Source organism: Streptomyces sp. ATexAB-D23 (assembly GCF_000373645.1).
GTDB classification, from domain to species: domain Bacteria; phylum Actinomycetota; class Actinomycetes; order Streptomycetales; family Streptomycetaceae; genus Streptomyces; species Streptomyces castrisilvae.
In genome coordinates this window covers 228,741-250,877 of the sequence record NZ_KB892057.1, presented here as the reverse complement: position 1 = coordinate 250,877, position 22,137 = coordinate 228,741, and the positions used below count along the sequence as shown (strand labels likewise).

General features: G+C 72.0%; 20 protein-coding genes. 7 read left to right on the top strand and 13 right to left on the bottom strand.

Translation table 11 applies throughout. The features are described 5' to 3' along the window. Window positions 1-136 precede the first annotated feature (136 nt). Entirely contained in the window at window positions 137-1,081 is a 945-nt protein-coding gene (locus B082_RS0130900; RefSeq protein ID WP_018555665.1) for a glycerophosphodiester phosphodiesterase, read from the top strand. A gap of 291 nt (window positions 1,082-1,372) precedes the next feature. Here B082_RS0130900 and B082_RS39335 read toward each other — a convergent pair whose 3' ends face one another. Further along, window positions 1,373-1,522, bottom strand: a complete 150-nt coding sequence (locus B082_RS39335; RefSeq protein WP_018555664.1) for a hypothetical protein — start codon at window positions 1,520-1,522, stop codon at window positions 1,373-1,375. A gap of 159 nt (window positions 1,523-1,681) precedes the next feature. Here B082_RS39335 and B082_RS0130890 point away from each other — a divergent pair, with 159 nt between their 5' ends. Together B082_RS0130890 and B082_RS0130885 are read left to right on the top strand one after the other, a co-directional pair. Next, complete coding sequence (locus B082_RS0130890; RefSeq protein ID WP_026250365.1) at window positions 1,682-2,623, top strand: pseudouridine-5'-phosphate glycosidase; 942 nt, start codon at window positions 1,682-1,684, stop codon at window positions 2,621-2,623. After that, a complete protein-coding gene (locus tag B082_RS0130885; RefSeq protein ID WP_018555663.1) occupies window positions 2,620-3,534 on the top strand; it encodes a carbohydrate kinase family protein in 915 nt (304 codons plus the stop codon). The genes B082_RS0130890 and B082_RS0130885 overlap by 4 nt, the downstream gene beginning before the upstream one ends. Window positions 3,535-3,650: 116 nt before the next feature. On the opposite strand, the gene B082_RS37055 is transcribed toward B082_RS0130885, so the two are convergent. The 7 genes from B082_RS37055 to B082_RS0130845 all read right to left on the bottom strand — a co-directional run bounded on the left by B082_RS37055 (window position 3,651) and on the right by B082_RS0130845 (window position 12,321). Continuing rightward, window positions 3,651-4,904, bottom strand: coding sequence for an MFS transporter (locus B082_RS37055; protein WP_158688915.1), 1,254 nt, complete (start codon window positions 4,902-4,904; stop codon window positions 3,651-3,653). A gap of 58 nt (window positions 4,905-4,962) precedes the next feature. Then, window positions 4,963-5,943 carry an aldo/keto reductase gene (locus tag B082_RS0130875; protein ID WP_018555661.1) on the bottom strand — a complete coding sequence of 327 codons (981 nt, stop codon included), beginning with the start codon at window positions 5,941-5,943 and terminating at the stop codon, window positions 4,963-4,965. Continuing rightward, window positions 5,940-6,770, bottom strand: a complete 831-nt coding sequence (locus tag B082_RS0130870; RefSeq protein ID WP_078622698.1) for a Stf0 family sulfotransferase — start codon at window positions 6,768-6,770, stop codon at window positions 5,940-5,942. The genes B082_RS0130875 and B082_RS0130870 overlap by 4 nt, the downstream gene beginning before the upstream one ends. Further along, window positions 6,770-7,387: a shikimate kinase gene (locus tag B082_RS37555; protein WP_018555659.1), complete on the bottom strand. Its 618-nt coding sequence runs from the start codon at window positions 7,385-7,387 to the stop codon at window positions 6,770-6,772. Before B082_RS37555 ends, B082_RS0130870 begins: the two co-directional genes overlap by 1 nt. A 3-nt stretch (window positions 7,388-7,390) precedes the next feature. After that, complete coding sequence (locus B082_RS0130860) at window positions 7,391-8,803, bottom strand: MBL fold metallo-hydrolase (protein ID WP_018555658.1); 1,413 nt, start codon at window positions 8,801-8,803, stop codon at window positions 7,391-7,393. Window positions 8,804-8,805: 2 nt separating this feature from the next. Beyond that, window positions 8,806-10,284 carry an MBL fold metallo-hydrolase gene (locus B082_RS0130855; protein WP_026250364.1) on the bottom strand — a complete coding sequence of 493 codons (1,479 nt, stop codon included), beginning with the start codon at window positions 10,282-10,284 and terminating at the stop codon, window positions 8,806-8,808. A gap of 1,398 nt (window positions 10,285-11,682) precedes the next feature. Next, on the bottom strand, window positions 11,683-12,321 hold the full coding sequence (locus B082_RS0130845; protein ID WP_018555656.1) for a uridine kinase: 639 nt from the start codon (window positions 12,319-12,321) through the stop codon (window positions 11,683-11,685). Window positions 12,322-12,423: 102 nt separating this feature from the next. Between B082_RS0130845 and B082_RS0130840 the strand changes: the two genes are divergently transcribed. Then, a complete protein-coding gene (locus B082_RS0130840; protein ID WP_018555655.1) occupies window positions 12,424-12,789 on the top strand; it encodes a nuclear transport factor 2 family protein in 366 nt (121 codons plus the stop codon). 64 nt (window positions 12,790-12,853) lie between these two features. Here B082_RS0130840 and B082_RS0130835 read toward each other — a convergent pair whose 3' ends face one another. Beyond that, window positions 12,854-13,375 (bottom strand): cupin domain-containing protein, encoded by a 522-nt coding sequence (locus tag B082_RS0130835; protein WP_018555654.1) that lies wholly within the window; start codon window positions 13,373-13,375, stop codon window positions 12,854-12,856. 111 nt (window positions 13,376-13,486) lie between these two features. Continuing rightward, entirely contained in the window at window positions 13,487-14,164 is a 678-nt protein-coding gene (locus B082_RS0130830) for a winged helix-turn-helix transcriptional regulator (protein ID WP_018555653.1), read from the bottom strand. 84 nt (window positions 14,165-14,248) lie between these two features. On the opposite strand from B082_RS0130830, the gene B082_RS0130825 reads away from it, so the two are divergent. Next, window positions 14,249-15,463, top strand: a complete 1,215-nt coding sequence (locus B082_RS0130825) for a pyridoxal phosphate-dependent aminotransferase (protein WP_018555652.1) — start codon at window positions 14,249-14,251, stop codon at window positions 15,461-15,463. Between the two features lie 225 nt (window positions 15,464-15,688). Next, on the top strand, window positions 15,689-16,234 hold the full coding sequence (locus tag B082_RS0130820; protein ID WP_018555651.1) for a DUF3574 domain-containing protein: 546 nt from the start codon (window positions 15,689-15,691) through the stop codon (window positions 16,232-16,234). A gap of 169 nt (window positions 16,235-16,403) precedes the next feature. On the opposite strand, the gene B082_RS0130815 is transcribed toward B082_RS0130820, so the two are convergent. After that, complete coding sequence (locus B082_RS0130815; protein ID WP_051094724.1) at window positions 16,404-16,949, bottom strand: HXXEE domain-containing protein; 546 nt, start codon at window positions 16,947-16,949, stop codon at window positions 16,404-16,406. A gap of 86 nt (window positions 16,950-17,035) precedes the next feature. Between B082_RS0130815 and B082_RS0130810 the strand changes: the two genes are divergently transcribed. Continuing rightward, entirely contained in the window at window positions 17,036-17,626 is a 591-nt protein-coding gene (locus B082_RS0130810) for a TetR/AcrR family transcriptional regulator (protein WP_018555649.1), read from the top strand. A 26-nt stretch (window positions 17,627-17,652) separates the two neighbouring features. Here B082_RS0130810 and B082_RS0130805 read toward each other — a convergent pair whose 3' ends face one another. Beyond that, window positions 17,653-18,987 (bottom strand): SWIM zinc finger family protein, encoded by a 1,335-nt coding sequence (locus B082_RS0130805; protein WP_018555648.1) that lies wholly within the window; start codon window positions 18,985-18,987, stop codon window positions 17,653-17,655. Beyond that, window positions 18,984-21,908 carry a DEAD/DEAH box helicase gene (locus tag B082_RS0130800; RefSeq protein ID WP_202454117.1) on the bottom strand — a complete coding sequence of 975 codons (2,925 nt, stop codon included), beginning with the start codon at window positions 21,906-21,908 and terminating at the stop codon, window positions 18,984-18,986. Before B082_RS0130800 ends, B082_RS0130805 begins: the two co-directional genes overlap by 4 nt. Between the last annotated feature and the right edge of the window lie 229 nt (window positions 21,909-22,137).

The following is a 22,137-nucleotide window of genomic DNA, read 5'->3' as shown; positions in this document are numbered from 1 at the left end:
GCATTTTATCGGCGGGGCCACCGGCGCATGAGGCGGTACCCCGGGGCGTTCACACGGTGGCCATCCTTCGCCTGTTCCCCGTTCGGGGGCGCCTGGGACGCTCGGGCCGTCCGCAACTCTGACGCTAGGAGTCCACGTGTACGCAGGCACCGCTACCGCCTCCGTCGCCGCTGCCGCCCTGATGGGCGCCGGCACGTTGCTGATGCCGGGCACCGGTACGCCGGTCACGGACACCCCCGCGGCCCGGCGGCCCGCGCCCCAGCTCGCCCCGGTCCGTCATGCGAGCGACGCCACGGCCCGGGGCCCGCGCGTCTTCGCGCACCGGGGGGCCTCCGCGTACGCCCCCGAGAACACCCTCGTCGCCGTGGACAGGGCCGACGCGCTCGGCTTCGACTGGGTGGAGAACGACGTCCAGCTCACCAAGGACGGGGTGCTGGTCGTCATCCACGACACGGACCTCAAGCGGACGACGAACGCCGAGGAGGTGTTCCCGGACCGGGCGCCCTGGGCGGTCAAGGACTTCACGGCCGCCGAGATCTCCCGGCTGGACGCGGGCAGCTGGTTCGGTGCGAAGTACACCGGCACCCGGGTGCCCACCCTCCACCAGTACCTGAAGCGGATCGCCCGCAACCGGCAGAACCTCCTGCTGGAGATCAAGAGCCCCGAGATCTACCCGGGGATCGAGCGGGCCACCCTCCAGGTGCTGAACCAGGAGGGCTGGCTGGACCGCAGCCACGTCAGGGACCGCCTCGTGATCCAGAGCTTCGGTGCCGACAGCGTGCGCACGGTGCACGAACTGCGCCCGGACGTGATCACGGGCTTCCTCGGCACCCCTGCCGTCGCGGAGCTGCCCGCGTACGCCGCGTTCACCGACCAGATCAATCCGTCCTACACCACCCTGTCGGGCGACTACGTGGCGGCGGTGCACGCGCTGAAGGGGCCGCACGACAAGAAGCTCCAGGTGAACACGTGGACGGTCAATGACGCGACGCACGCGCTCCAGGTGAACGGCATGGGCGTGGACGGCATCATCACCAACACCCCCGACGTGGTGCGCGCCGCGACCCGCCCGGGTTCCTGACCTCCGGGACCGGCCGCCGCCGTCCGCTGTCGGTGGCCGGTCGTACGGTGGTGCCCAGGCACAGCAACGGGGCCGTCGAGTGGGCCGTCGTCGAGAGCGGCATCGGCCCTTTGATGCCGGCCGCGACGGATGCCGGACTGGTCGGTGTGTTCTTCCACGCCCGCCCCGAGGCGCGGGACAGGCGGCTTCGGCGGCGGCCTGGAGACGAGCGGCGGCTGCCGGAGCTGGAGAGGTCCTGCCCCGGCCGCTGTTCCGACCCGGGCGGGCGTGTCGGTGGTACCGCACACGGGGTCACAGGCGGTCGCGGGGTGGCCCCTCGCCGCTCCCGAGGGCCGCGTCGATCAGGGGGAGAGCGCGACCGCCCCGGCGGTCGATGCTCGCCTGCCCGTCGGCGTACACGAGGTCGTAGTCGGCGGCCAGGTCGTCGTGGAAGTGACGCACGGTGGCGGGGGCAGGATTCGTCGCGGGCCGCGTGCGAGACCCTCAACGCGCTTACGTGCACGGGGTGGTGGGGCTTTTCGCGCCATCGCCCGGTCCGTGCGCGGGCGCACGCCGGCACCGCACGTTTGAGCCCCGCCCGCCCGCGACAGGGATGTGGACATGTCACTAACTGCGCGCTCCGCCGCCGGCCCGTACGCCCCCGTGCTCTCCGCCGAGGTGCGGGACGCCCTCGCCGCACACCGGCCCGTCGTCGCCCTGGAATCGACGATCATCGCCCACGGCCTGCCCCGCCCCCGCAATCTGCGGGTCGCCGAGGAGCTGGAGGGGCTCGTGCGGTCGGCCGGGGCCGTCCCCGCCACCATCGCCGTGCTGGATGGCCGGGCCAGGGTCGGCCTGGACAAGGCCGAGCTGGAGCGGGTGGCCAAGGACCCGGCGATGCGCAAGCTGGGCCACCGCGACCTCGCCCCGGCCCTGGCGGCGGGCGCGAGCGGGGCGACGACCGTGTCCGCGACCGCCTTCCTCGCCGCCCGGACGGGGCTGCGGATCTTCGCGACCGGCGGGCTCGGCGGGGTGCACCGGGGCTGGACGGAGACCCAGGACGAGTCGGCGGACCTGCGGCTGCTGGCGCGGACCGGAATGACCGTGGTCTGCGCGGGCGTGAAGTCGATCCTGGACGTGCCGGCCACGCTGCAACGCCTGGAGACGCTGGGGGTCGGGGTGCTGGGCTACGGCACCGACCGGTTCCCCGGCTTCTACCTGAGCAGTTCGGGCGAGCCGGTCGACTGGACGGTGGAATCGCCGGAGGAGGTCGCCGAGGTGATGCGGGCCCAGGACGCGCTCGGCGGCCCGGACGCGGCGCTGATCGTGGCCAACCCCGTACCGCGTGCGCGGCAGCTGGACCCCGCCCTGCACGACCGGGTGCTCGCCGAGGCGCTGGCGGCGTGCCGGGAGCGGGGGGTCGTGGGGCAGGCCGTCACGCCGTTCCTGCTCGACCATCTGATGCGGCACACGAAGGGCGCGTCCCTGGAGGCCAACCTCGCGGCCGTCCGCGGCAATGTGGCGCTCGCCGCCCGCATCGCCACCGCCTGGACGGCCCGGTGACCGGCGCCCTGCTCGTCATCGGGGACGTGGTCACCGATGTGGTGGCCCGGCACGGTTCGGCGCTGGTCCACGGCACGGACACGGTGGCCGCGATCCGGACGCGGGCGGGCGGCGCGGGAGCCAACGTGGCGTGCTGGGCGGTGCGTGCCGGCTGCCGTGACGTACGGCTGCTGGCCCGGGTCGGCGCCGACTCGGCCGGCTGGCACCGGGAGCTGCTGCGCCGGGCGGGGGTGCGCGGGCTGCTGGCGGTGGACGAGGAGGCGCCGACCGCGACCGTCGTGGCCCTGGTCGACTCCGCCGCCGAGCGCACGTTCCTCACCGACAGCGGTGCGGTGCTGCGGCTGTCCCCCGACGACTGGTCGCCCTCGCTGCTCGACGGGGTCGCCCACCTCCACCTCTCCGGCTATCTGCTGTTCGCCGCGACGAGCCGGGAGACGGCCCTGCTCGCGCTGCGGGAGGCCCGGCGGCGGAACATCCCGGTCAGCGTCGACCCCGCTTCGGCCGGCTTCCTCGCCGGTCTCGGCGTCGACCGGTTCCTGGCCCTGACCGAGGAGGCGGACCTCCTGCTGCCCAACGCGGACGAGGCGCTGCTCCTGACCGGGCTGCCCGAGGCCGCTGACGCGGCGGCCAAGCTGAGCATGCCCGCCCGCCGGGTCGTCGTCACGCTCGGCGGGGACGGGGCGCTGCTCGCCGCCGGGGGCGTGGTGACCGGGCGCGTTCCGGCCGGTCCGGTGCGGGTGGCCGTGGACTCCACCGGGGCGGGCGACGCGTTCACCGGCGGCTTCCTCGCGGCGCGGCTGGCGGGGGCGGGCGACACGGAGGCCGCGGCGGCGGGGTGCCGGGCGGGTGCGGAGGCCGTCGGGACGGTGGGCGGGCGGCCGCCGTTGCCGGGCGAGCGGGACGTGCGGTGAAAGCACCGTTCCTGCCGTGCCGTGAACGTTCCCCGTCGGCCCCTCTCGCGGCCTGAGCCCGTACCTCCCGCGGAGCGCGGCGGCCGGTTCACGTCCTGCGGAGCGCGGCGGCCGGTTCACGCCAGGTCGGCCGGTTTCGCGGACACCGCCTCGTCGGTCCCCTTGTCCTCGGTGGCGCCGCCCAGAGTCATGACCCCGGGTATGCGCAGGACGGCGACCACGGTCACCGGCAGGGCGCAGGCGGCGACGGCCGCGATGGCGGACGTGGAGAGCACGCTCAGCAGGAGCCCGGCCGCGGCCATGCACAGCGGCATGAGGGCCTGGGTGAGCAGCGCGTCCAGGGCGTAGACCCGGCCGAGCATGGCGTCCGGGGTCCGCTCCTGCAACGCCGCTCCCCACAGGACGGCGAACACCGAGGCCCCCGCTCCGGTAAGGGCGCTGAAGGCAACCACCAGCACGGTCGGCGCGTCCACCGCCACGGCGACGATCTGGGGCAGTTCGCACATCAGGGCGAGCATGGCGACCGCGCCGGGCTGCCTGGCGCGGATCCGGGAGGCGGTGAGGGACGCGGCGAGCGCACCGCACGCGGTGGCGCTCGTGACGAGGCTGAGGGCGGCGGGTCCACGTCCGCCCATCACGAGCGGCAGGATCACCGCCATCGGGGCGATGACCAGGGCCGCCTGCGCCGTGCCCTGGAGCATGACGCCGAGCATCCACTTCCGGCGCCGGACATACCGCAGGCCGTCCTGGGCCTCGCGCAGTATTCCGGCCCTCTCCTCCTTCTTGTCGTCGTCCCCGCGGACGTGCGGTTCGTCCAGCCTCGCGAGCGTGGCAAGGCTGAACACAAAGGTGAGGATGTTGATCAGGAGGCCCCAGCGAGGTGACGAGGCGGCCGCGACGGCCCCGCCGACGACGGGACCGACGATCCCGGTGAATCGGCTGGTGGCGGAGCGCAGGGCCGAGGCCTCCCGGCGCTTCTCCCGTCCGGCGAGCTGGGCGATGAGCGCCGTGTACGCGGGGCGGTGGATACCGGCGCCGCAGCCGAACACCACCCCGAGGGCGACCAGCATCCCGATGTGCGCGTCCGGGCCCGCGAGCAGCAGGGCGACGACCCCGAGGATCCGCAGCAGGTCGGCGACACAGATCACCAGGGACCTGCGGACCCGGTCGGCCACGGCTCCGCCGACTATGAGCGTGGCGATGCTGCCGAGCGCGGTCGCGGCCAGCAGACTGCCCAGCGCCTGCGCGGCGTCGGCCCGGGGCAGCAGGTACAGGGAGACGGTGACGGTGTAGACCCCGTCGCCGATCATGCTGACGAGCTGGCCGGACCACACGCGTCCGACCTTGGGAGTCCGCAGTACGGAGAACACCGTCACCTCTTACTGATCACCGGGCGATTTCGTGGCTGTGGAAGACGCGCTGTACGGCTCACATGATGAGCGATTCCTTTCGGGACGCGTCCGCCGCTTCGGGAACAGGGGCGGAGACCGCGTCCAGCAGGTGGGTCACCTCGTCGGGCAGATGTACGGCGCAGGCCGTCAGCGAAGCGGTCAGCTGGTCGACGTCACGGGCGCCCACCAGGGCGGAGACCACCCCCGGCCGGTCCCGCAGCCAGGCCAGGGCGACCGCGCCGGGCGGAACGTCCATGGCCCTGGCGACGATCCCGACGGCTTCGACCACGCGCCGGTCCTCCGGTGGTTGCAGATAGCGCTCGGTGAATCCCTCGTAGTAGGGGTCGCTCGCGCGGGTGCCGGCGGAGACGGCCCCGTCGTACTTGCCCGTCAGGGCGCCCCCGGCCAGGGGTGACCATGCCAGCAGTCCCGTCCCGGCCGCCGCGACGGAGGGGAGTACGTCGTGTTCGATCTCCCTGCGCAGCAGCGAGTACTCGGCCTGGACGGAGACGAGAGGGGCGCCGGATACCTCTTGCTGCAGGGCCGCCGCCTGCCTGATCAGCGGGCCGGGATGGTTGCACAGGCCGACGTGCCGTGCGCGGCCGGAGGTCACCGCGGTGTCCAGCGCGCCAAGGATCTCGGCGAGGTCGGCATCGTCGGACCAGGCGTGGACCTGCCACACGTCCACATGATCGGTGCCCAGTCTGCGCAGCGAACCGTCGAGGGCGTCCAGCATCGCGGTCCGGGACAGGTTCAGTTCTTTGGTCCGCGGGTCCACGCCGGCCTTCGTGGCGATGACCACGCGGTCCCGCAGTCCGCCCCGTACGAGAGATCCTAGGAACTCCTCGGCCGTGCCGCCGTTGTACGAGGGGGCGGTGTCCAGGAGGAATCCGCCGGCGTCGAGGTAGGCGTGCAGACACCCCCTGGCTTCCCGCAGCCGGACTTCCCTTCCCCAGTTCCAGGTGCCGAGCCCGATCTCCGGCAGCAGCGGCCCGGCGCCGACGGAACGCCGGATCACGCGGTGGCTCCTTCCAGTCCGAGCCGGTGTGCCATGGCCGCGGAGAGTGAACCGACGACGCCGTGGCCGCGCAGGTCGGCGCGGAACCTCTCGCAGAACTCCTGGTTCAGTGCGGTGGCCTGCTTGGCCAGGCCGGACGTCGGTTCCCCCCGCGCGGGTACACCGAGGTGGGCGAGCACCTCGTTGACCGTGCCGGCCAGGTCGTCCACGAGAGCCTCGTAGGCGACGACGACCGATCTCAGCCCTCGGTCCGCCACGAAACGCGACCAGTTCTCCTCGTCCTCCGCGAAACGGATCACGCGGCGCAGCAGCTCGAAGAAGTCGTACTCCACCGTGTCGGAACGGCTCTCCCCCTCGTACTCGTAGGAGACCTCCGGCTCCTCGCCCTTCCGCTGGAAGAAGACGTGGGTGGTCTCGGCGATGAGGCTCGACACCGCCTGGCCCACCAGATCGGTCCGGTGGATCAGTACCGCGGCCGGCCGGCCGGACTCGCCGAACATGTCCAGCGGTGAACGGCCGAAGTGTTCCTCGACCCATTCGTGCTGGTGCCAGTGCACCTTGGCCGACAGGATGCCGTCGACCCGCGCGCCGAGCGCCACGCCTTCGAGGTACGCCGCGGGGTCGGACACGTCGGGGCGCCGCACGCTGGAGGAGGGGCCGCGCAGGCCCCACTCACCCGCGTGGTGGTGGATCAGCGCCCTGGAGAACCACTCCTGCGGGTCGCCGGCCCCCGCCCTCGCGAGCGCGTCACACAGATATGTGCTTCCTGATCTCGGTGTCGCGAGGACGACGTAGTCATGGTCAGAAGACCGGGGTGACGCGTGCATCAGCTGCCTCCGACTGCCATGGTGATCCGGTCGGCCAGGGAGAGGCCGGGAGCGGGGCCGGTGTTGGTCCTGGCCGGCACCGGGTGTGCGGTGTCCAGGACGAGATCGGCCTGAGGCAGAAGGGCATGCGCGGCGCGGACCAGTGTGCTGATGAGGTCCGTGCCTCCGCTCTCCAGCCACTCGTCCGTGAAGGGGTCGTCCGCGCCACGGGCCCGGACGCGATCGGTCAGACAGTCGGCGCACCGTTGTGGATCCCCGGGGAAGGGCAGCACAAGCACGGTGAACTCCGCTGTCCCGAGGGCCCGGTGAACGCGCAGGGTGTCCGCCTCGGTGTACTGGTGGAGTACGCCGCCACCGGTGTCGAGCACCGAGCCGGCGTGGCGCGTGACGTCCCGGGCCAGGGCTCGTGCCTCGAACCGTGCCTCGTAGCGGTGCAGCCCACCGGCGCCGCCCTCCTGGAACATCCGGTCCGCCCGGGACCTGGTGTAGCCGTAGGACCGGTAGGTCTCGGCGCGGACCTCGTCACAGTGCATCACGGCACGTCCCAGGGCGCGGCCGACGGCCGCAGCCGCGGTCGTCTTTCCCGCCCCGGGCGGCCCTACGAGGACGACGGCCACCGGTCAGGCTCCCAGAGACCTGTACATGCGGGCGGCGAGGTCCGGGCGCACCTGTTCGCTCAGTGCCCCGTAGAGGAAACCGACCGGGCTGTCCATCCGGTCTCCGAGGTACCACTGGCGCATCCGGCTCACGGCGAGCTCCCAGATGTGGATCTCTCCGCGCAGGACGGCGGCCAGGTCGCCGGCGTTGACGTCGATACCGCTGGGGATGGTGAAGAGGGCGTCGCGCAGCCCGCCGGGGCAGGGCTCGAACCGGGCGCTGTTGAAGTCCAGCGCGTGCACCACGTCGCCCTGGGGCGTGCCGCGCAGATGGACCGCGAACCGCAGGGGGCCGGTCTCACCGCCGAGGTAGGCATTGCTGTTGATCAGCCCGCGGCCAAGAGGCGCGAGCATGATCAGTGGGGCCAGCGCGGCGAGTTCGTCGTGGATGAGCCGCATGTCCGCCTCGTCGGCGGTGCGCTCGAAGATGGGGGGCAGGGGGGCGCCGGGATCGAATTCGCCGCGTGCCTGCCGGTCCGACGGCTCGACGGTGAGCGCGGGTTCGGTCCTGGTGACCCATGGCAGGCCGGTCTTGAGCACAGGGCTCTGCCCATATTCGGCCAGTTCGCCGGGCGCCAGTCCGACGAGCTTCTTGTCGATCGAGAGCGCGTTGGCGATGTCCTCCAGCTCCGCGAAGTCGTTCCACAGGAACGATCCGTGCTTGCGGGGTGCCTGGACGTAGCCGCCGCCGCTCAGGGCGATCAGGCGGACGGACGGGAACTGTTCCGTGGTGCCGTTGAGGAGGGTGAACAGCAGATCGAGTCCGGTGAGTTCCGGCGCCTGCGGCTCGGGCACCGGCAGCATGTTGTCGAAGGCGCCGAGTTCGCCGGCGGGCGGCACCTGCGCGTTGTGGGTGGCGATGAACACCTCGGGAGTGCAGCCGGCGGCCGTGTCCTGGCTCAGGCTGGTGTCCGACTGGATGAAGACGCCACCGCCCTCGGCGCCGGCGGGCTTGACGTAGAGGCTGGCCACCCGGCTCTCCCAGACCGGCACGTCCGGGTCACCGAGCAGCAGCCGCAGTTCGGCACCACCGATCCGCAGCGGCTCGTCGTGGCCGAGGAGCTGCACCTTCCTCCCGATTGCCTCCAGTGCGTCAGTACAGACCTTGGGCATCAGCCGGTGCGTGACGACCGGTACGTCTGCGGGAAGGCGGCGCAGCGAGGGCAGGTGGAAGTGGTCGAGATGTTCGTTGGTCACCACCACGGCGTCCACCGGGGGCATTTGGTCCAGGTCGACCCTGCGGGAGGGGTATATCTCGAAGCGCAACTGGTCGCTGTGGCCGAAGCTGGTGTCGAGCATCGGGTCGACGAGGATCCGGGCTCCGCCCATCTCCACCATCCAGGACTGCTGACCGAGAAAAGCGATGGCGTCCGGCATTTCTATTCGGCTCCCCTCTTGATCGTCTCAAGCTGCAGGTCGTATACCTGACAGCTGATGTCCGGACGGGTCTGTTCGCCAAGCGCGTCGAACAGCAGGGCGACCGGTGACTCGTAGGTGTCGTTCGCGTACCAGGAGTGCATGGCGATTCCGACGATGTCCCAGATCTGCAGGCTGCCGCTGAGGACCGCGGCCAGGTCGGCGGCGTGGACGACGATGCCGTAGGGGTAGGCGTCCAGAGCCTCTGCCAGCGAGATGTCCTCGGTGGAGACGAAGGCTCCCTCGGTGATGTCGAACACCAGCGATACGTCACCGGAGTGGGGGCGGATGAGCTTGAGGATCAACGGCCGCACCCCGTGCGGTCCCGAGCGCGCGGACTGGATCAGACCTCGCCCGAGCGGGGAAAGGAGAATCACCCGTGCGAGATAGGTCAGCTCCTTCTCGATGTCACGGAGCGCCGCCTCCTCCTGGTCCGCGCCGGCCGAGGTGATGATCTCGCGCAGGGGGATGGATCCGCCGGACCGCAGGAAGCGGTCCCGCCGGGCCCGCAGTTCCTCGAAGCGCACACGGTCGGTCGTCAGCCAGGCCAGCTCCCCGATGTTCTGGAATCCGTCGGGAGTGACGTCAAGGATGTCTCCCGGCTCGGGTCCGAGAACCTCCACCCAGCGAGTGAGCCGGGCCGCGTGCTCCGCCAGATCCTTCTGCTCCGAGAAAGGAAAGGGCCCCATCTGCTCATAGTCCTTGAGGAAGCCGCCACCACAGACGAGGAAGTGACAGCCCCGGAATATGGGGGTCTGTTCGGCCGTGTCGGATATGATTCCCTGAAGAATGTCGAGGCCGGCGAACGCACCTCGTCGACCATTGTGCTCCGCGATTTCCGGGGACCCGAGAACATCCAGTGACCCGAACACTCCCGGGGGCGTGATCTGCGCGTTGTTGCTCACTGCCACAGCAATGGGCCCGGGGAGCGATCCCTCCTCGACCTGCTCCGAGAATTCCTCGGAAATGAGTGCGTCGATCCCGAGGTACAGTCCCCCGATTTCCGGATCCTCCGCGTCCCTGACATACACCTGACTCACGCGGCTCTCCCAGAGGACGGTATCCGGCCCCGGCGGGAAGAGAGTGATCAGCACGGACCCGTACTGCCGGGTCTCACCGAAGGGGAGCCGGTGGACGGCGAATCCCAGCGCCTCGATCCCCTCGACCACCCGGTTGATCATCAACGGCCCCACAACAATGGGTACGGAGCGGTCCAACTTGTTCAGCGAGGGCAGATGGTAATGATCCGAGTGCTCGTGGCTGATGACGACCGCCGAAGGCGTGGGCATCGCGTCGTGCATGATCTTCCGGGGCGGGTATATTTCCACCGGACTGGACGTGTATTCCTCCCCGTACCTCGGAAGCAATATCGCATCGATGAGGACAGGGGAATCCTGGTCGCCTACCGCGAACCCGTTATGCCCAAGAAATCCAAGCTGCATGGCCGGCCTCCCGCACACTATCTGAATCGACGCCCACAAATCTCCAGCAGCAAGCATCACGACGTCGGATCAAGGGAAATTTCTTGATTAAAATGTGCCGGCCCAAGGCACAAACCCAAAGCCGGCACATCATCACCGCATTACCGCGTGTACGCCCACTTGAAGTCCCTGCGGGCCTTGGGCTTACCCTTCGTCTGCGCGGGAACTGCCTGACTGACCAGTTCCTTGAGCTGACTCAGGTCGCTCTTCGTAAGCGCCTGATTCTTCTCGACCGAAGTCATCCTGCTCTCCCTTCATTTCGGGACGGGATAGCGATACCGCTTCCCTTGGCGGGAGATCGTAGTCCTGCCCAACCAACCCTTCCAGAGGGCCCTGTTCTTGAATTATCTGTGACGTTGAGGTAGGGATACGACCCCAATCCGCCCGGGAGAGTGAGCAGTTGGGCACAGCCGGGGAGAATGCCCGGAATGAAGATTTTTTCCCGAGAGGAACACCTTCGGAACGTCGCAAACGGCATCGACATCCGGCAGTCCGTCAAAAATTCTGGCAGATCTTCCACAGATTCACATCGGCCCTAAATGTCAGGCAAGTCCGGTATCCGGTGGCCGGCGGGAGCGATCGCACGCACAGCGCGCGCAAGATATCTCAGAATGTGGACGTGAATCGCCACCAGGCACCCTGCACCGAGGCGAGCCCTACGATCGGGCGGGTGGGTCGGACGCCCTTCGCCAGGACCCGCTTATCGATGCGTACCAGGTCACGAGAGCCTCTGGGCTCACCCTGGGAACACCCCGGTGGCAACGGAAGTCAGGAAGTTCCGCCCGCCCACCGCGTCCCTCTCCCATCACCCCTGATGGCACAGGAACGCACTTCGGCTTGCCCTCCGCCCCGCTCACCGGGTCCGTCGAAATCTCGTACCCGTAATCCTTGCACAGCGCTATTTCGATCTCCCGGAACCTCGTTCTGCGCAGGAGGTTCGGGCAGACGGAGAAGGAATATGCGGCGCATTCCAAATGTATGGGAGCCTCGCGGAAATGCACGGATTCCACAGGCCCGATCAGCCCCAGCCACGCATCACGCGGTATGGACTCCCCGCACGACTGGCATCGCCTTTCAGCGATGCATGAATTCACCTTGTCCGCATCGACGAGGCTGAGGACGGGTGTGCCGTCCGCCTGTCTGTGGGCGACGTGCGTCACGATGTTTCCACGTGAGTCCTGCTCACCGTTGGTCCCGCGCAGCAGACGGGGCGGGGCGTTGACGAGGCGTCTGATCAGGCCGAGTTCCTTCATCGAGATCGGCTGCTTCGCGTCGGCCGCTTCCATCTCACTTCCCCTTCGCCTGCGTACGGGACAGGGCCACACCCCGGGCCGGGCTCGGAGAATACTGCGGATCCGCTCACCGCAGCCCGGTCCAGGCGGGGTGGTGCGGGTCGTCGGCGCGCACCACCGCGTCCGCGTTCTCGCTGGGCGCCGCCTCGTCCTCGTACCGCTCGAAGGCGGGGAGGGTCCACTGCTCGTCCTGCGCCGTACGCCGCCGCAGTGCGCCGGGTGACAGGCGCAGATGGACGGTCAGGTCGAACGGGAACCAGTGGCCGAGCAGCAGCGGCCCGTGCAGGATCAGGGCGCCGCCCTCCGGCAGGTGCGCGTACGGGCTGCGGGTGGCCCGGTCCGTCGCCGGGTCCCACAGGTCGGGCAGCACGCGTCCGCTGCCGCCCGGTTCCAGGGGGCCGAACACCTCGCGCCACAGGGCCCCGGTGTCGAACCAGCTGCCGTAGTACGAGTCCGGGTCCTGTTTGCCGTACTCGTACCGCAGGCTGGCCGGCCGCAGGAAACCGGCGGTGGATACGGGCAGCACGGCGCGGCCCCGGAGTCTCAGGGCTTCGGCGACCGACTCCGCGAGGCCGCCGGGGCGGGCGGCCGGTGCGCCGTCCACGGCGACTTTGAGCCAGGCCGAGCCGTCGGCCGGCGCCTGCGCGTCGGCGTGCTCGGCCAGCGCGTCCGTGAGCCGTTCCCAGGTGATCGCTTCGAATCGCACGCGTCCATCATGTCCCCCGGCCGGCGGCCCGGGGCCGGGGGAGGCACTCGGTGCGAAAACCCGCGGTCACGGCCTGCCGCTCGGCCGATTACGGTCGTACTCATGGATCTCGCATTCGCCCGCAAGTTCGCCGCCGAGTGGCAGGACGACTGGAACTCACACGATCTGGAGCGCATCCTGACGCACTATCACGAGGACGTGACGTTCAGCTCCCCGATGATCGCCCGGTTCACCGGGGACGCCTCGGGGACCGTGCGCGGCAAGGACGCGCTGCGGGCGTACTGGGCGCGCGGCCTCGAACTCATCCCCGACCTGGAGTTCGAGGTGATGGACGTCCGGGCGGGCGTCGACACGCTGGTCATCGACTACCGCAACCAGATCGGCGGCCGGGTCTACGAGGTGCTGACCTTCCGCGACGGCCTGGTGAGCGCCGGTCTCGGCGCGTACGGGGAGACACTCGCCCGCTGACATCCGGCGCCCGGCGGCGCGGTGGCCGGCGGCGCGGCAGCCGGCGGGCGGGTGCCGCCGCGTCTCACTTGCCCGGTCCGCAGTCCACCGCGTCGGCGTCGTCGGAGAGTTCGCTGCCCTCGGGCAGCAGATAGGTCACCCAGAGCACGACGGGCTCGCTGCCCAGATTGCGCCCGACGTGGCGGTGCTTCTTGCCGGACGGCTCGATGAACGAGGTCCCCGCCGGCGACACCTCCACCGAGCAGTCGTCGAGCGTGCGGGTGAGCGTCCCGGCCTGGACGACGGCGATCAGCTGACCGCGGTGGGTGTGCCAGCCGGTGGAGCCGCCCGGTTCGATGGTGATCCTGCGGAAGGTGACGTCGGTGCGCCCCTTGGGCGTCTTCACCTTCAGCTTGCCCGCCGAGGTGCCTTCGGCCACGACCGTGGCGCTCACCCCGCTGCCGGGGGTGGCGCCGGCCGCCGTCGGTACGAAGGCGAGCGCGGCCACGCATCCCGCGATGACGAGCGACTTTCCCAGCCGCCCCTGCCGTCCCGGTCGCCCCGGCCGTCCCTGCTGCTCCTGGTGTCTGCCGATCCTCACGGGCATCCCCTCTCCACAGGTGTCACGGACATCCCAAATGCCCCGACGCTACCCGGATGAGGGCCGCAGGAACCCCGTCACCGCCGTCGGCCCGCTCCGCCCCCGTGCTCCCGCCGGTCACTCGCCGCGCAGCTCCGCGGCCAGCGCGCCGTCGCCCGACACCTCGATCCGGCCGTCCTTGACCGCCTCGGCGAACGTCGGCTCGCCGCGCCCCAGCGCGAGGCACAGCTCCGCGTCGAGGGCGACGCGCGCGTCGGCGCGGGCGGCGGGCCCGTCCCCGTACACCGGGTCCCCGGCGGCCGTCGCTCCCGTACGTACATGGAACTCGCCCTCGTCCAGGTGGACGTCGAGCACGCCCGTGGCGATCGGGCCGCCCGGTCCCTCCAGCGCGCGCAGCAGCGGGAGCGCGAACCAGTGTGCCCGGACCGCGTCCGTCGGCCGGCGCTCGGCCAGTGCGGGGGCGCCCCACTCGGCGAGGGCGGCGAGGACCGGCAGGAGTCCGTGGCCGCGCGCGGTGAGTTCGTACACCGCGGCGGCGGCCGGCGGCGGCAGCTTGCGGCGGGTGACGAGGCCGCCCTGCTCCATGTCCTTGAGCCGGGAGGCCAGGACGTCCGTGCTGACACCGGGCAGGTCGGCGTGCAGATCGGTGTAGCGGCGGGGACCGGCCAGCAGTTCACGGACGATCAGCAGGGTCCACCGGTCGCCGACCGCGTCCAGCGCGCGGGCACTGGCGCAGAACTGGTCGTAACTCCGGCGGCGGACCGGGCGGGTTGCGGGCTGTTGCTGACGTGGCATGCGACGCAGTCTAGACATGTTGTTGGACTTTCCAAGCCCGAGCTTGGTAAAACCAAGTATCGCAATCGGGTCGGGAGGCACCGCATGGAATTCCGCCAGTCCAGCAAGCTCAACGAGGTCTGTTACGAGATCCGGGGCCCGGTCATCGAGCACGCCAACGCCCTGGAGGAGGCGGGCCACAGCGTGCTCCGGCTCAACACGGGCAACCCGGCGCTCTTCGGCTTCGAGGCACCGGAGGAGATCGTCCAGGACATGATCCGGATGCTCCCGCAGGCCCACGGTTACACAGACTCGCGGGGCATCCTGTCCGCCCGCCGCGCCGTGGCCCAGCGCTACCAGGCGATGGGCCTGACGGAGATCGGCGTGGACGACGTCTTCCTCGGCAACGGTGTCTCCGAGCTGATCTCGATGGCCGTGCAGGGGCTGCTGGAGGACGGCGACGAGGTCCTGATCCCGTCCCCCGACTATCCGCTGTGGACCGCGGTGACGACGCTGGCCGGCGGGAAAGCCGTGCACTACACGTGCGACGAGGCCTCGGACTGGAACCCCGATGTCGCCGACATGGCATCGAAGATCACCGACCGCACCCGGGCCGTCGTGATCATCAACCCCAACAACCCGACCGGTGCCGTCTATCCGCGCGAGGTCCTGGAGGACATCCTCGACCTGGCCCGCAGGCACGGCCTGATGGTGTTCGCGGACGAGATCTACGACCAGATCCTGTACGACGACGCCGAGCACCACAGCGTGGCGGTGCTCGCCCCCGACCTGGTCTGCCTCACCTTCAGCGGGCTCTCGAAGACGTACCGGGTGGCCGGCTTCCGTTCGGGCTGGATGGTGGTCTCGGGACCGAAGCAGCACGCCCGCAGCTATCTGGAGGGGCTGACCATGCTCGCCTCCATGCGGCTGTGCCCCAACGCCCCCGCCCAGTACGCGATTCAGGCCGCGCTCGGCGGCCGGCAGTCGATCCGGGAGCTGGTGGTGCCCGGGGGCAGGCTGTACGAGCAGCGCGACCGCGCCTGGCAGAAGCTGAACGAGATTCCCGGCGTCTCCTGCGTGAAGCCGAAGGGCGCGCTGTACGCCTTCCCGCGCATCGACCCGAAGGTGCACCCGATCGCGGACGACGAGAAGTTCGTCCTGGACCTGCTGCTGCGCGAGAAGATCCAGGTGGTCCAGGGCACCGGCTTCAACTGGCCGCGCCCCGACCACTTCCGCATCCTGACCCTGCCCTACGTCGATGACCTGGACGCGGCGATCAGCCGCATCGGCCGGTTCCTTGCCGGGTACCGGCAGCGGTGACGGGGCGGGCCTCCGGGTGTGACGGGGATACCCCTCTTCGCACGACGGAAGCGAGCCACTCCATGTGACGGGAGCGAGCCCGGGTGTGCCCCTGTGCGCTCCCGCCCGTTCGGGTGGTTTCCCGGTGACGCTTCCCCTTCGCCCCCGTCGGCCGGGGGGCGCTTGCGACAGTGAGCCCGGCGCGCGTCAGCGCACTCCCCCGCATCCGGAACGAAGGGCTCCGTCATGCCTCTCCTCCCCCGCCCGACCGGCACCGAGACCCGGGCCACCGCCCCCTGTGACTGTCCGGACGACCGTCGCCGCCCGCGACGGCGTGCCGCGCTCGTCGCCGCCACGACGGGCATCGCCGTCCTTGCGGCGGGCGCCCCCGTCGCCTACGCCACGCTCGGCTCGGCCGCCACTCCGGAGCCGCGGCCGGCGGTCGCGAGCGCCGTGCGGGGCAAGGACTACATCGAGACGCGGCTCCTGTTCGGCACCGAACGCCCGGACGGCGGGCCCGATGTGACCGACCGGCAGTTCCTGGACTTCATCGACGCCGAGGTCACCCCGCGCTTCCCGAACGGGCTGACCATCCAGAACGGTCGCGGACAGTGGCGCGACTCCAACGGGGTGATCGAGCGGGAGCGGAGCTACGAGCTGACCCTGCTCTACCCGGCGTCCGAGGCCCGGGTCCGCGGCCCGCAGATCGAGCGCATCCGCAACGCCTACGAGAAGGCGTACGCCCAGGACTCGGTGGCACGGCTGGAGGAACGGCTGAACGCCGACTTCTGACACCGCGCGACCCGCCGGGAGCCGCGCGCGGTACACGTGACGGCGAGCAGCGCGGTACGCCTGACGACGAACGGCGCGGTACACCTGGCAGCGAACGGCGCGGTACACCTGCCCGCGAACGGCGCGGTACACCTGACGGTTCGGCGGGCCGTCGCCGCCCCGTGGTCGGTCACGTCTCCGCCGTACGCGGCCCGGCCAGGACGCGGGCCGCCGCGTGCACCCCCGCCACGGCCACCGGCAGGAACATCAGCCCGGTGGCCGCCGCGCGTCCCCCGCCCGTCTCGATCCCCGCCGCCCTCAGCCGGCGCAGCGCCCAGAGCGAGTACGGGATGACGACGGTCGGCGAGGTGGCGACGCCCGGGGTGTAGCCGCCGTACGCGGCCGACTGGGCGATGTGCGCCACCCCGTGGAGCCCGAATCCGGCCAGGACGGTACGGAAGAACGGGCTGCGCCCGCCGGTGCGCGCCCCGTCGGCGGCGGCAGCGGCAACGATCCCGCCCATGAGGCCGATGGCCGCGTTCACCTCGCGCTGCGAGAGGTCCGTGCGCTGCCACACCCGGTCGGGCACCCACGGCAACCGCTTCTTGAGCTTCGGCCGGGCGGTGCGGAGCCAGCCCGCCATGGTGACGATCTCCTCCAGGTCATTGGCCGCCCAGGCGGCCAGCAGTCCCCAGGTCACCGCTCCGGAAACCCCGGAGGTCCTGTCGCTCTTCATGAGCACCCCTCTGCGTGTCGTGTGCCGTCAGTCGGCCGCAGCATATAATGCAACGCAACGTTGCGTTGCATTTCTCTGGAGCCGCCATGTCAGTCCCGCCCCCGCACCCCCGCTCCGGCAAGGGCCCCCGCGCCGCCGAGGCGATCTTCGACGCCACGCTGCGTCTGCTCGCCGAACGCGGATACGACGGGCTCACCATCGAGGCGGTCGCCCTGGCGGCCGGGGTCAACAAGACGACGATCTACCGCTGGTGGCCGTCCAAGGCGGCGCTGCTGCACGCGGCCCTGCTCCGGGCCCGGGTCCTGGACATCGAGATCCCCGACACCGGCTCCCTGCGCGGGGACCTGATCGCCCTGGCGGACCAGGTGATCGACCTGGTCACGGGCGTACGAAGCCGGGCGATCGTGCGGGCCGTGGCCTCGGGTCCCGGTCTGCCGGACGACGGTCTCGCCTCCCTGGCCAGGGACTTCTTCGCCGACCGGTTCTCCCGTGAGCAGCCCGTGTTCACCCGGGCCTTCGCCCGCGGTGAACTGCCCCCGGGCACCGACCCGATGCTGCTGCTCGACCTGATCGCCGGAGCCGTCTGGGTGCGGGCGCTGCTCCGGAACGAGCCGGTTCCGCCCGGCTTCGCCGCCGCCGTCGTCGACGCGGTGCTGCCCGCCCCGCGCACGGCCTGAACCGGCGGGCGTGGTGCGGGAGCCCTTCAACCGCCGGTCAGCTCCAGGAGCGTGCTCACCGGGTCGCGGCCCGGGGCGGCGCGGGGCCACCAGTCGTCCTCGCCGGGGTCGGACTCGTAGCCGTACCAGCGGCCGTCGCGGCCGAAGCGGAGCTGGAAGGCGTGGCCCGGGTGGGTGAGGTGGTTGCGCCAGGGCTGGAAGCGGGGGAAGCCGGCGGCGGCGAGGGCGGGGCGGGCGCGGTCGAAGGGGCCCGCCGGGGGGTCCCACGGCGTTTCCAGGACCGCCAGTCCCTCGGCCTCGCCCTGGCGCCAGGCGGCCACGGCACGAGCCAGGTCCGTGGTGTTGCGGCCCGTGGCGGAGGCCAGCTCCCGGTAGAGGGCGCGGGTGGTGGCGGTGAGCCCGGCGGTGGGGCCTGCCGCTGCCAGCCGGACGGCGTCCTGCCAGGCGGTGAGTCCGGCGAGCGGGTCGCGGCCGGTGGTGAGCAGCGCGTGGGCGCGGGCCGCCGCGTCGGTGGCGAGCTGGTCGAGGGCGAGCGGGTCCCGGGCGCCGGGGAGCGCCGGACAGGCGGGCGGGCGGCCGGGGTGCGGCTCCACCGGGAAGGGTGCGGGCAGCGGCGGCAGGAAGCGGCCGGCGAGTGCCTCCTTCGCCGGTACGGACGGGGTGTCGGGGGCGGCGGGCCGCTCCCGGGCGGAGTGCGCGGCGTTGCGCCGGCCCAGCTCTTCCAGGAGGGCCCGCTCGCCCCGGCCGCGCAGCAGGAGCAGGACGAACGGGTCGGTGTCCAGGAGGAGGGCCATCTGGTAGCAGAGGGCCGCCACGTGCTTGCAGGGCCGACCCCGGTCGGGGCAGGTGCAGGCGGGATCGAGGTCGCCGGGGGCGGGCAGCAGGGTGATCCCGGCCGTGGTGGCGGTCTCGGCCAGGGAGTGCGGCACCTCCTTGGCGAGCAGCGCGGCGAGGTGGCCGGGGCGGGCGGCGACCGCGTCGAGCAGGGTGTCCCAGTCGGCGTCGGCGAAGGTGCGCGGCCGCAGTTCGGCGCGGTAGGGGCGGGGGCGGCTGCCGTGCACATAGGCGACGACGTGCCCCGGCGTGACGGTGATCGCGGCGACGTGCCCGCCGTCCGCGTACGCCCGGCCCCGGGCGAGCCTCGGCGCGTCCATCGACAGGGACTCCAGGGCCGCCACCCAGGCGCGGCCCCACCAGCTCTCCGCGAACGGCCCGTCCTCGCCGGAGGTGCGCGCGGGCACGGCCTCGAAGGTACGCCGCAGGTCGTCGGGTCCGGGGCGGGAGCGGGCGGCGGGCCGTGCGTCGCGGCGGGCGGCGAGCGGCCCGGAGTCGGGGCGGGCGGCGCCCGGTGCGGGGCTCATGACGGCCTCCGGAGGGAGACGAGGTCGGCCAGGTCGCGGTCGCTGAGCTCGGTCAGCGCGCTCTCGCCGGTACCGAGGACGGCGTCGGCCAGGGCACGCTTGGCGAGGAGCATCTCGCCGATGCGGTCCTCCACCGTGCCCTCGGCGATCAGCCGGTGCACTTGGACGGGCTGGGTCTGGCCGATGCGGTAGGCGCGGTCCGTGGCCTGTTCCTCGACCGCCGGATTCCACCAGCGGTCGTAGTGGATGACATGCGCGGCCCGGGTCAGATTGAGGCCGGTGCCCGCCGCCTTCAGGGAGAGCAGGAAGACCGGCACCTCGCCGGACTGGAAACGGTCCACCATCCGCTCCCGCTCGGGCACCGGGGTGCCGCCGTGCAGCAGCTGGGAGGGGATCGCGCGCGCGGCCAGGTGCGCCGAGAGCAGCCGGGCCATCGTCACGTACTGGGTGAAGACGAGGACCGAGCCGTCCTCGGCGAGGATCGTGTCGAGGAGTTCGTCGAGCAGGGCGAGCTTGCCCGAGCGGCCGGTGAGGCGGGCCGCGTCCTCCTTCAGATACTGCGCGGGGTGGTTGCAGATCTGCTTGAGGGAGGCGAGCAGCTTCATGATCAGGCCGCGTCTGGCGATGCCCTCCGACGCCTCGATGTACGCCATGGTCTCGCGCACGGTGGCCTCGTAGAGCGTGACCTGCTCGCGGGTGAGGAAGACGGGGTGGTCGGTCTCCGTCTTGGGCGGCAGCTCGGGCGCGATGCCGGGGTCGGACTTCTTGCGGCGCAGCAGGAAGGGCCGCACCAGCCGGGAGAGCCGCTCCACCGCCTCGTCGTTGCCGAGGCCCGCCGCCGTGCCGGTGTTCTCCACGATCCGGGCATGGCGGGCCCGGAACGCCTTGAGGGGGCCGAGCAGTCCGGGCGTCGTCCAGTCGAGCAGCGCCCAGAGCTCGGAGAGGTTGTTCTCCACGGGCGTGCCGGTCAGGGCGACCCGTGCGGGGGACGGGATGGTGCGCAGGGCCTTCGCGGTGGAGGAGTGGGGGTTCTTCACGTGCTGCGCCTCGTCGGCGACGACGAGCCCCCAGCCGTGGGCGGCCAGTTCGGCCGCGCTGGAGCGCATCGTGCCGTACGTGGTGAGGACGAAGCCGCCGTCGGCTCCGGCGAGGGTGCGGCCGGTGCCGTGGAACCGGCGCACGGGCACCCCGGGTGCGAAGCGGTTGATCTCGCGGTGCCAGTTGCCCAGGAGGGAGGCGGGGCAGATCACCAGCGTGGGCGCGGGGTGGGCACGGTGCAGGTGGAGGGCGATCAGGGTGATCGTCTTGCCGAGGCCCATGTCGTCGGCGAGGCAGCCGCCGAGGCCGAGCGAGGTCATCCGGTCCAGCCAGGCGAGCCCGCGCAGCTGGTAGTCGCGGAGCGTCGCGTGGAGTCCTGGCGGCGGGGCGAGGGCGGCGTCATCGGTGAGGATGCGCGTACGCAGCTGCGCCAGCGCGCCGAGCGGCACCGCCTCGACCTGCTCGCCGTCCACCTCCGCGCTGCCGGTCAGGGCGACGGCCAGGGCGTCCACGGGGTCGAGCAGGCCCAGCTCCCGCTTGCGCGCCTTGCGGACGAGCGCGGGATCGACCACGACCCACTGGTCGCGCAGCCGCACCACGGGCCGGTGTGCCTCGGCGAGCACGTCCATCTCGGCCTCGGTGAGCTGCTCGTCGCCCAGGGAGAGCTGCCAGTTGAAGGCGAAGAGCTGTTCGGCGTCGAAGAACGAGGTGCCATCGGTGGCGGTCCCGGGCGCGGGCCTGACCACGGCCGACGCGGTGAGGGAGCGGGCCAGCTCCCGGGGCCAGTGCACGCTCACCCCGGCGGCCGACAGCCTGGCCCCGGCGTCGCCCAGCAGCTCGTACAGTTCGTCCTCGCCGAGGGCCAGCACATCGGGCACCGGCTGGTCCAGCAGCCGTTCGAGCGGGGCCCAGACGCGGGCGGCGCGGCGCAGGGCCAGCGCGGTGTCGACCCGGGCCCGGGGGCCGAAGGGCTCGCCCGCCTCGCCCGCCCACAGCGCGGCGGCGTCGACCACGTGGGTGGGGTCGGCGAGGCTGTGGACCTGGGTCACGGCGGCCGCGGCGTGGCGGGCGGCGGAGGGAGCGGCGGCGTCGGGCGCGGTGGCCTCGGGGTCGCGTTCCTCGCCGGCGGGGCCGGTCGTGTCGAAGAGTTCGTACGCGGAGAGGTCCAGGCGCAGCGACACCCTCACCCCGGCGTCCAGTCCCGAGGCGACCTCCACGGCCCACTCCCGCGCGCCGGGCAGGTGCTGGGGCTCGGGCGCGGCGAAGGGCGCGCCCATGGCGAACGCGGCGGCGGGGGTCCGGGGCAGCGTGTCGGCGACCGCGTCGAGGAAGGAACCGATGAGCGCCTCGGGGTCGGGGAGGTGGAGCGGGGTCCGGTCGGGCAGCGGGACGGCGTGCCCCTCCCACGGCAGGGCGGCGGCCACCGCCCGCAGATGGGCGACGTCCCCGGCGTCACGCGGGCCGGCCCGCCAGGCGTCGTGGTCGTCGGCCGTCAGCCCGGGGAGCATCCGGCCGCCCGCCACCAGGTGCAGCGCGTGCAGGGCGGCGGCCCCCCAGCACCGGGTCGCGGGGTGGGCGGAGCGCAGGTGACGGGCGCGGGCCAGCAGGGGCAGGGCCTCGACGACGGGGAGCAGGAGGGCGGGCACGGTGTGCCGGCGGACCTCGCCCTCGTCGCCGTACGGCCGCACCACCGTGATCTCCTCGCCGCGGGCGCCGCCGTCCGTCGCGATGGGCAGCGGGGTGTGGCCCGGGTCCCAGAACGCGACGCGCCCCTGGCGGGGCGGCGTACCGGGCAGGAAGACGGCGGCGCAGCGCAGCAGGCGGTTCTCGTCCGCGTCCTGCGGCGGTGCTGCGGTGGTCACCGGCCCCTCCCCTCCCGTCATGGCGGCCCGGGTGCCGCGTCCTCGCGCTCCGTGCCAGGTCAGCACGGGAATCCCCGGAATCGGATCCTCTGACTCGCGAGTCTAGGCGGGGGGTACGACAACGGACCGGCCGCCGCCGTTCCCGCAGCTCGTACGGGGTCGGGCGGCGGCCGGGGAAGGCGCCGCGCGGGCACGGGCGCGGGCCCGGTCCGCCTGCCCGGGAACCTCCTCACGCCCTCCGCGCCGCGCG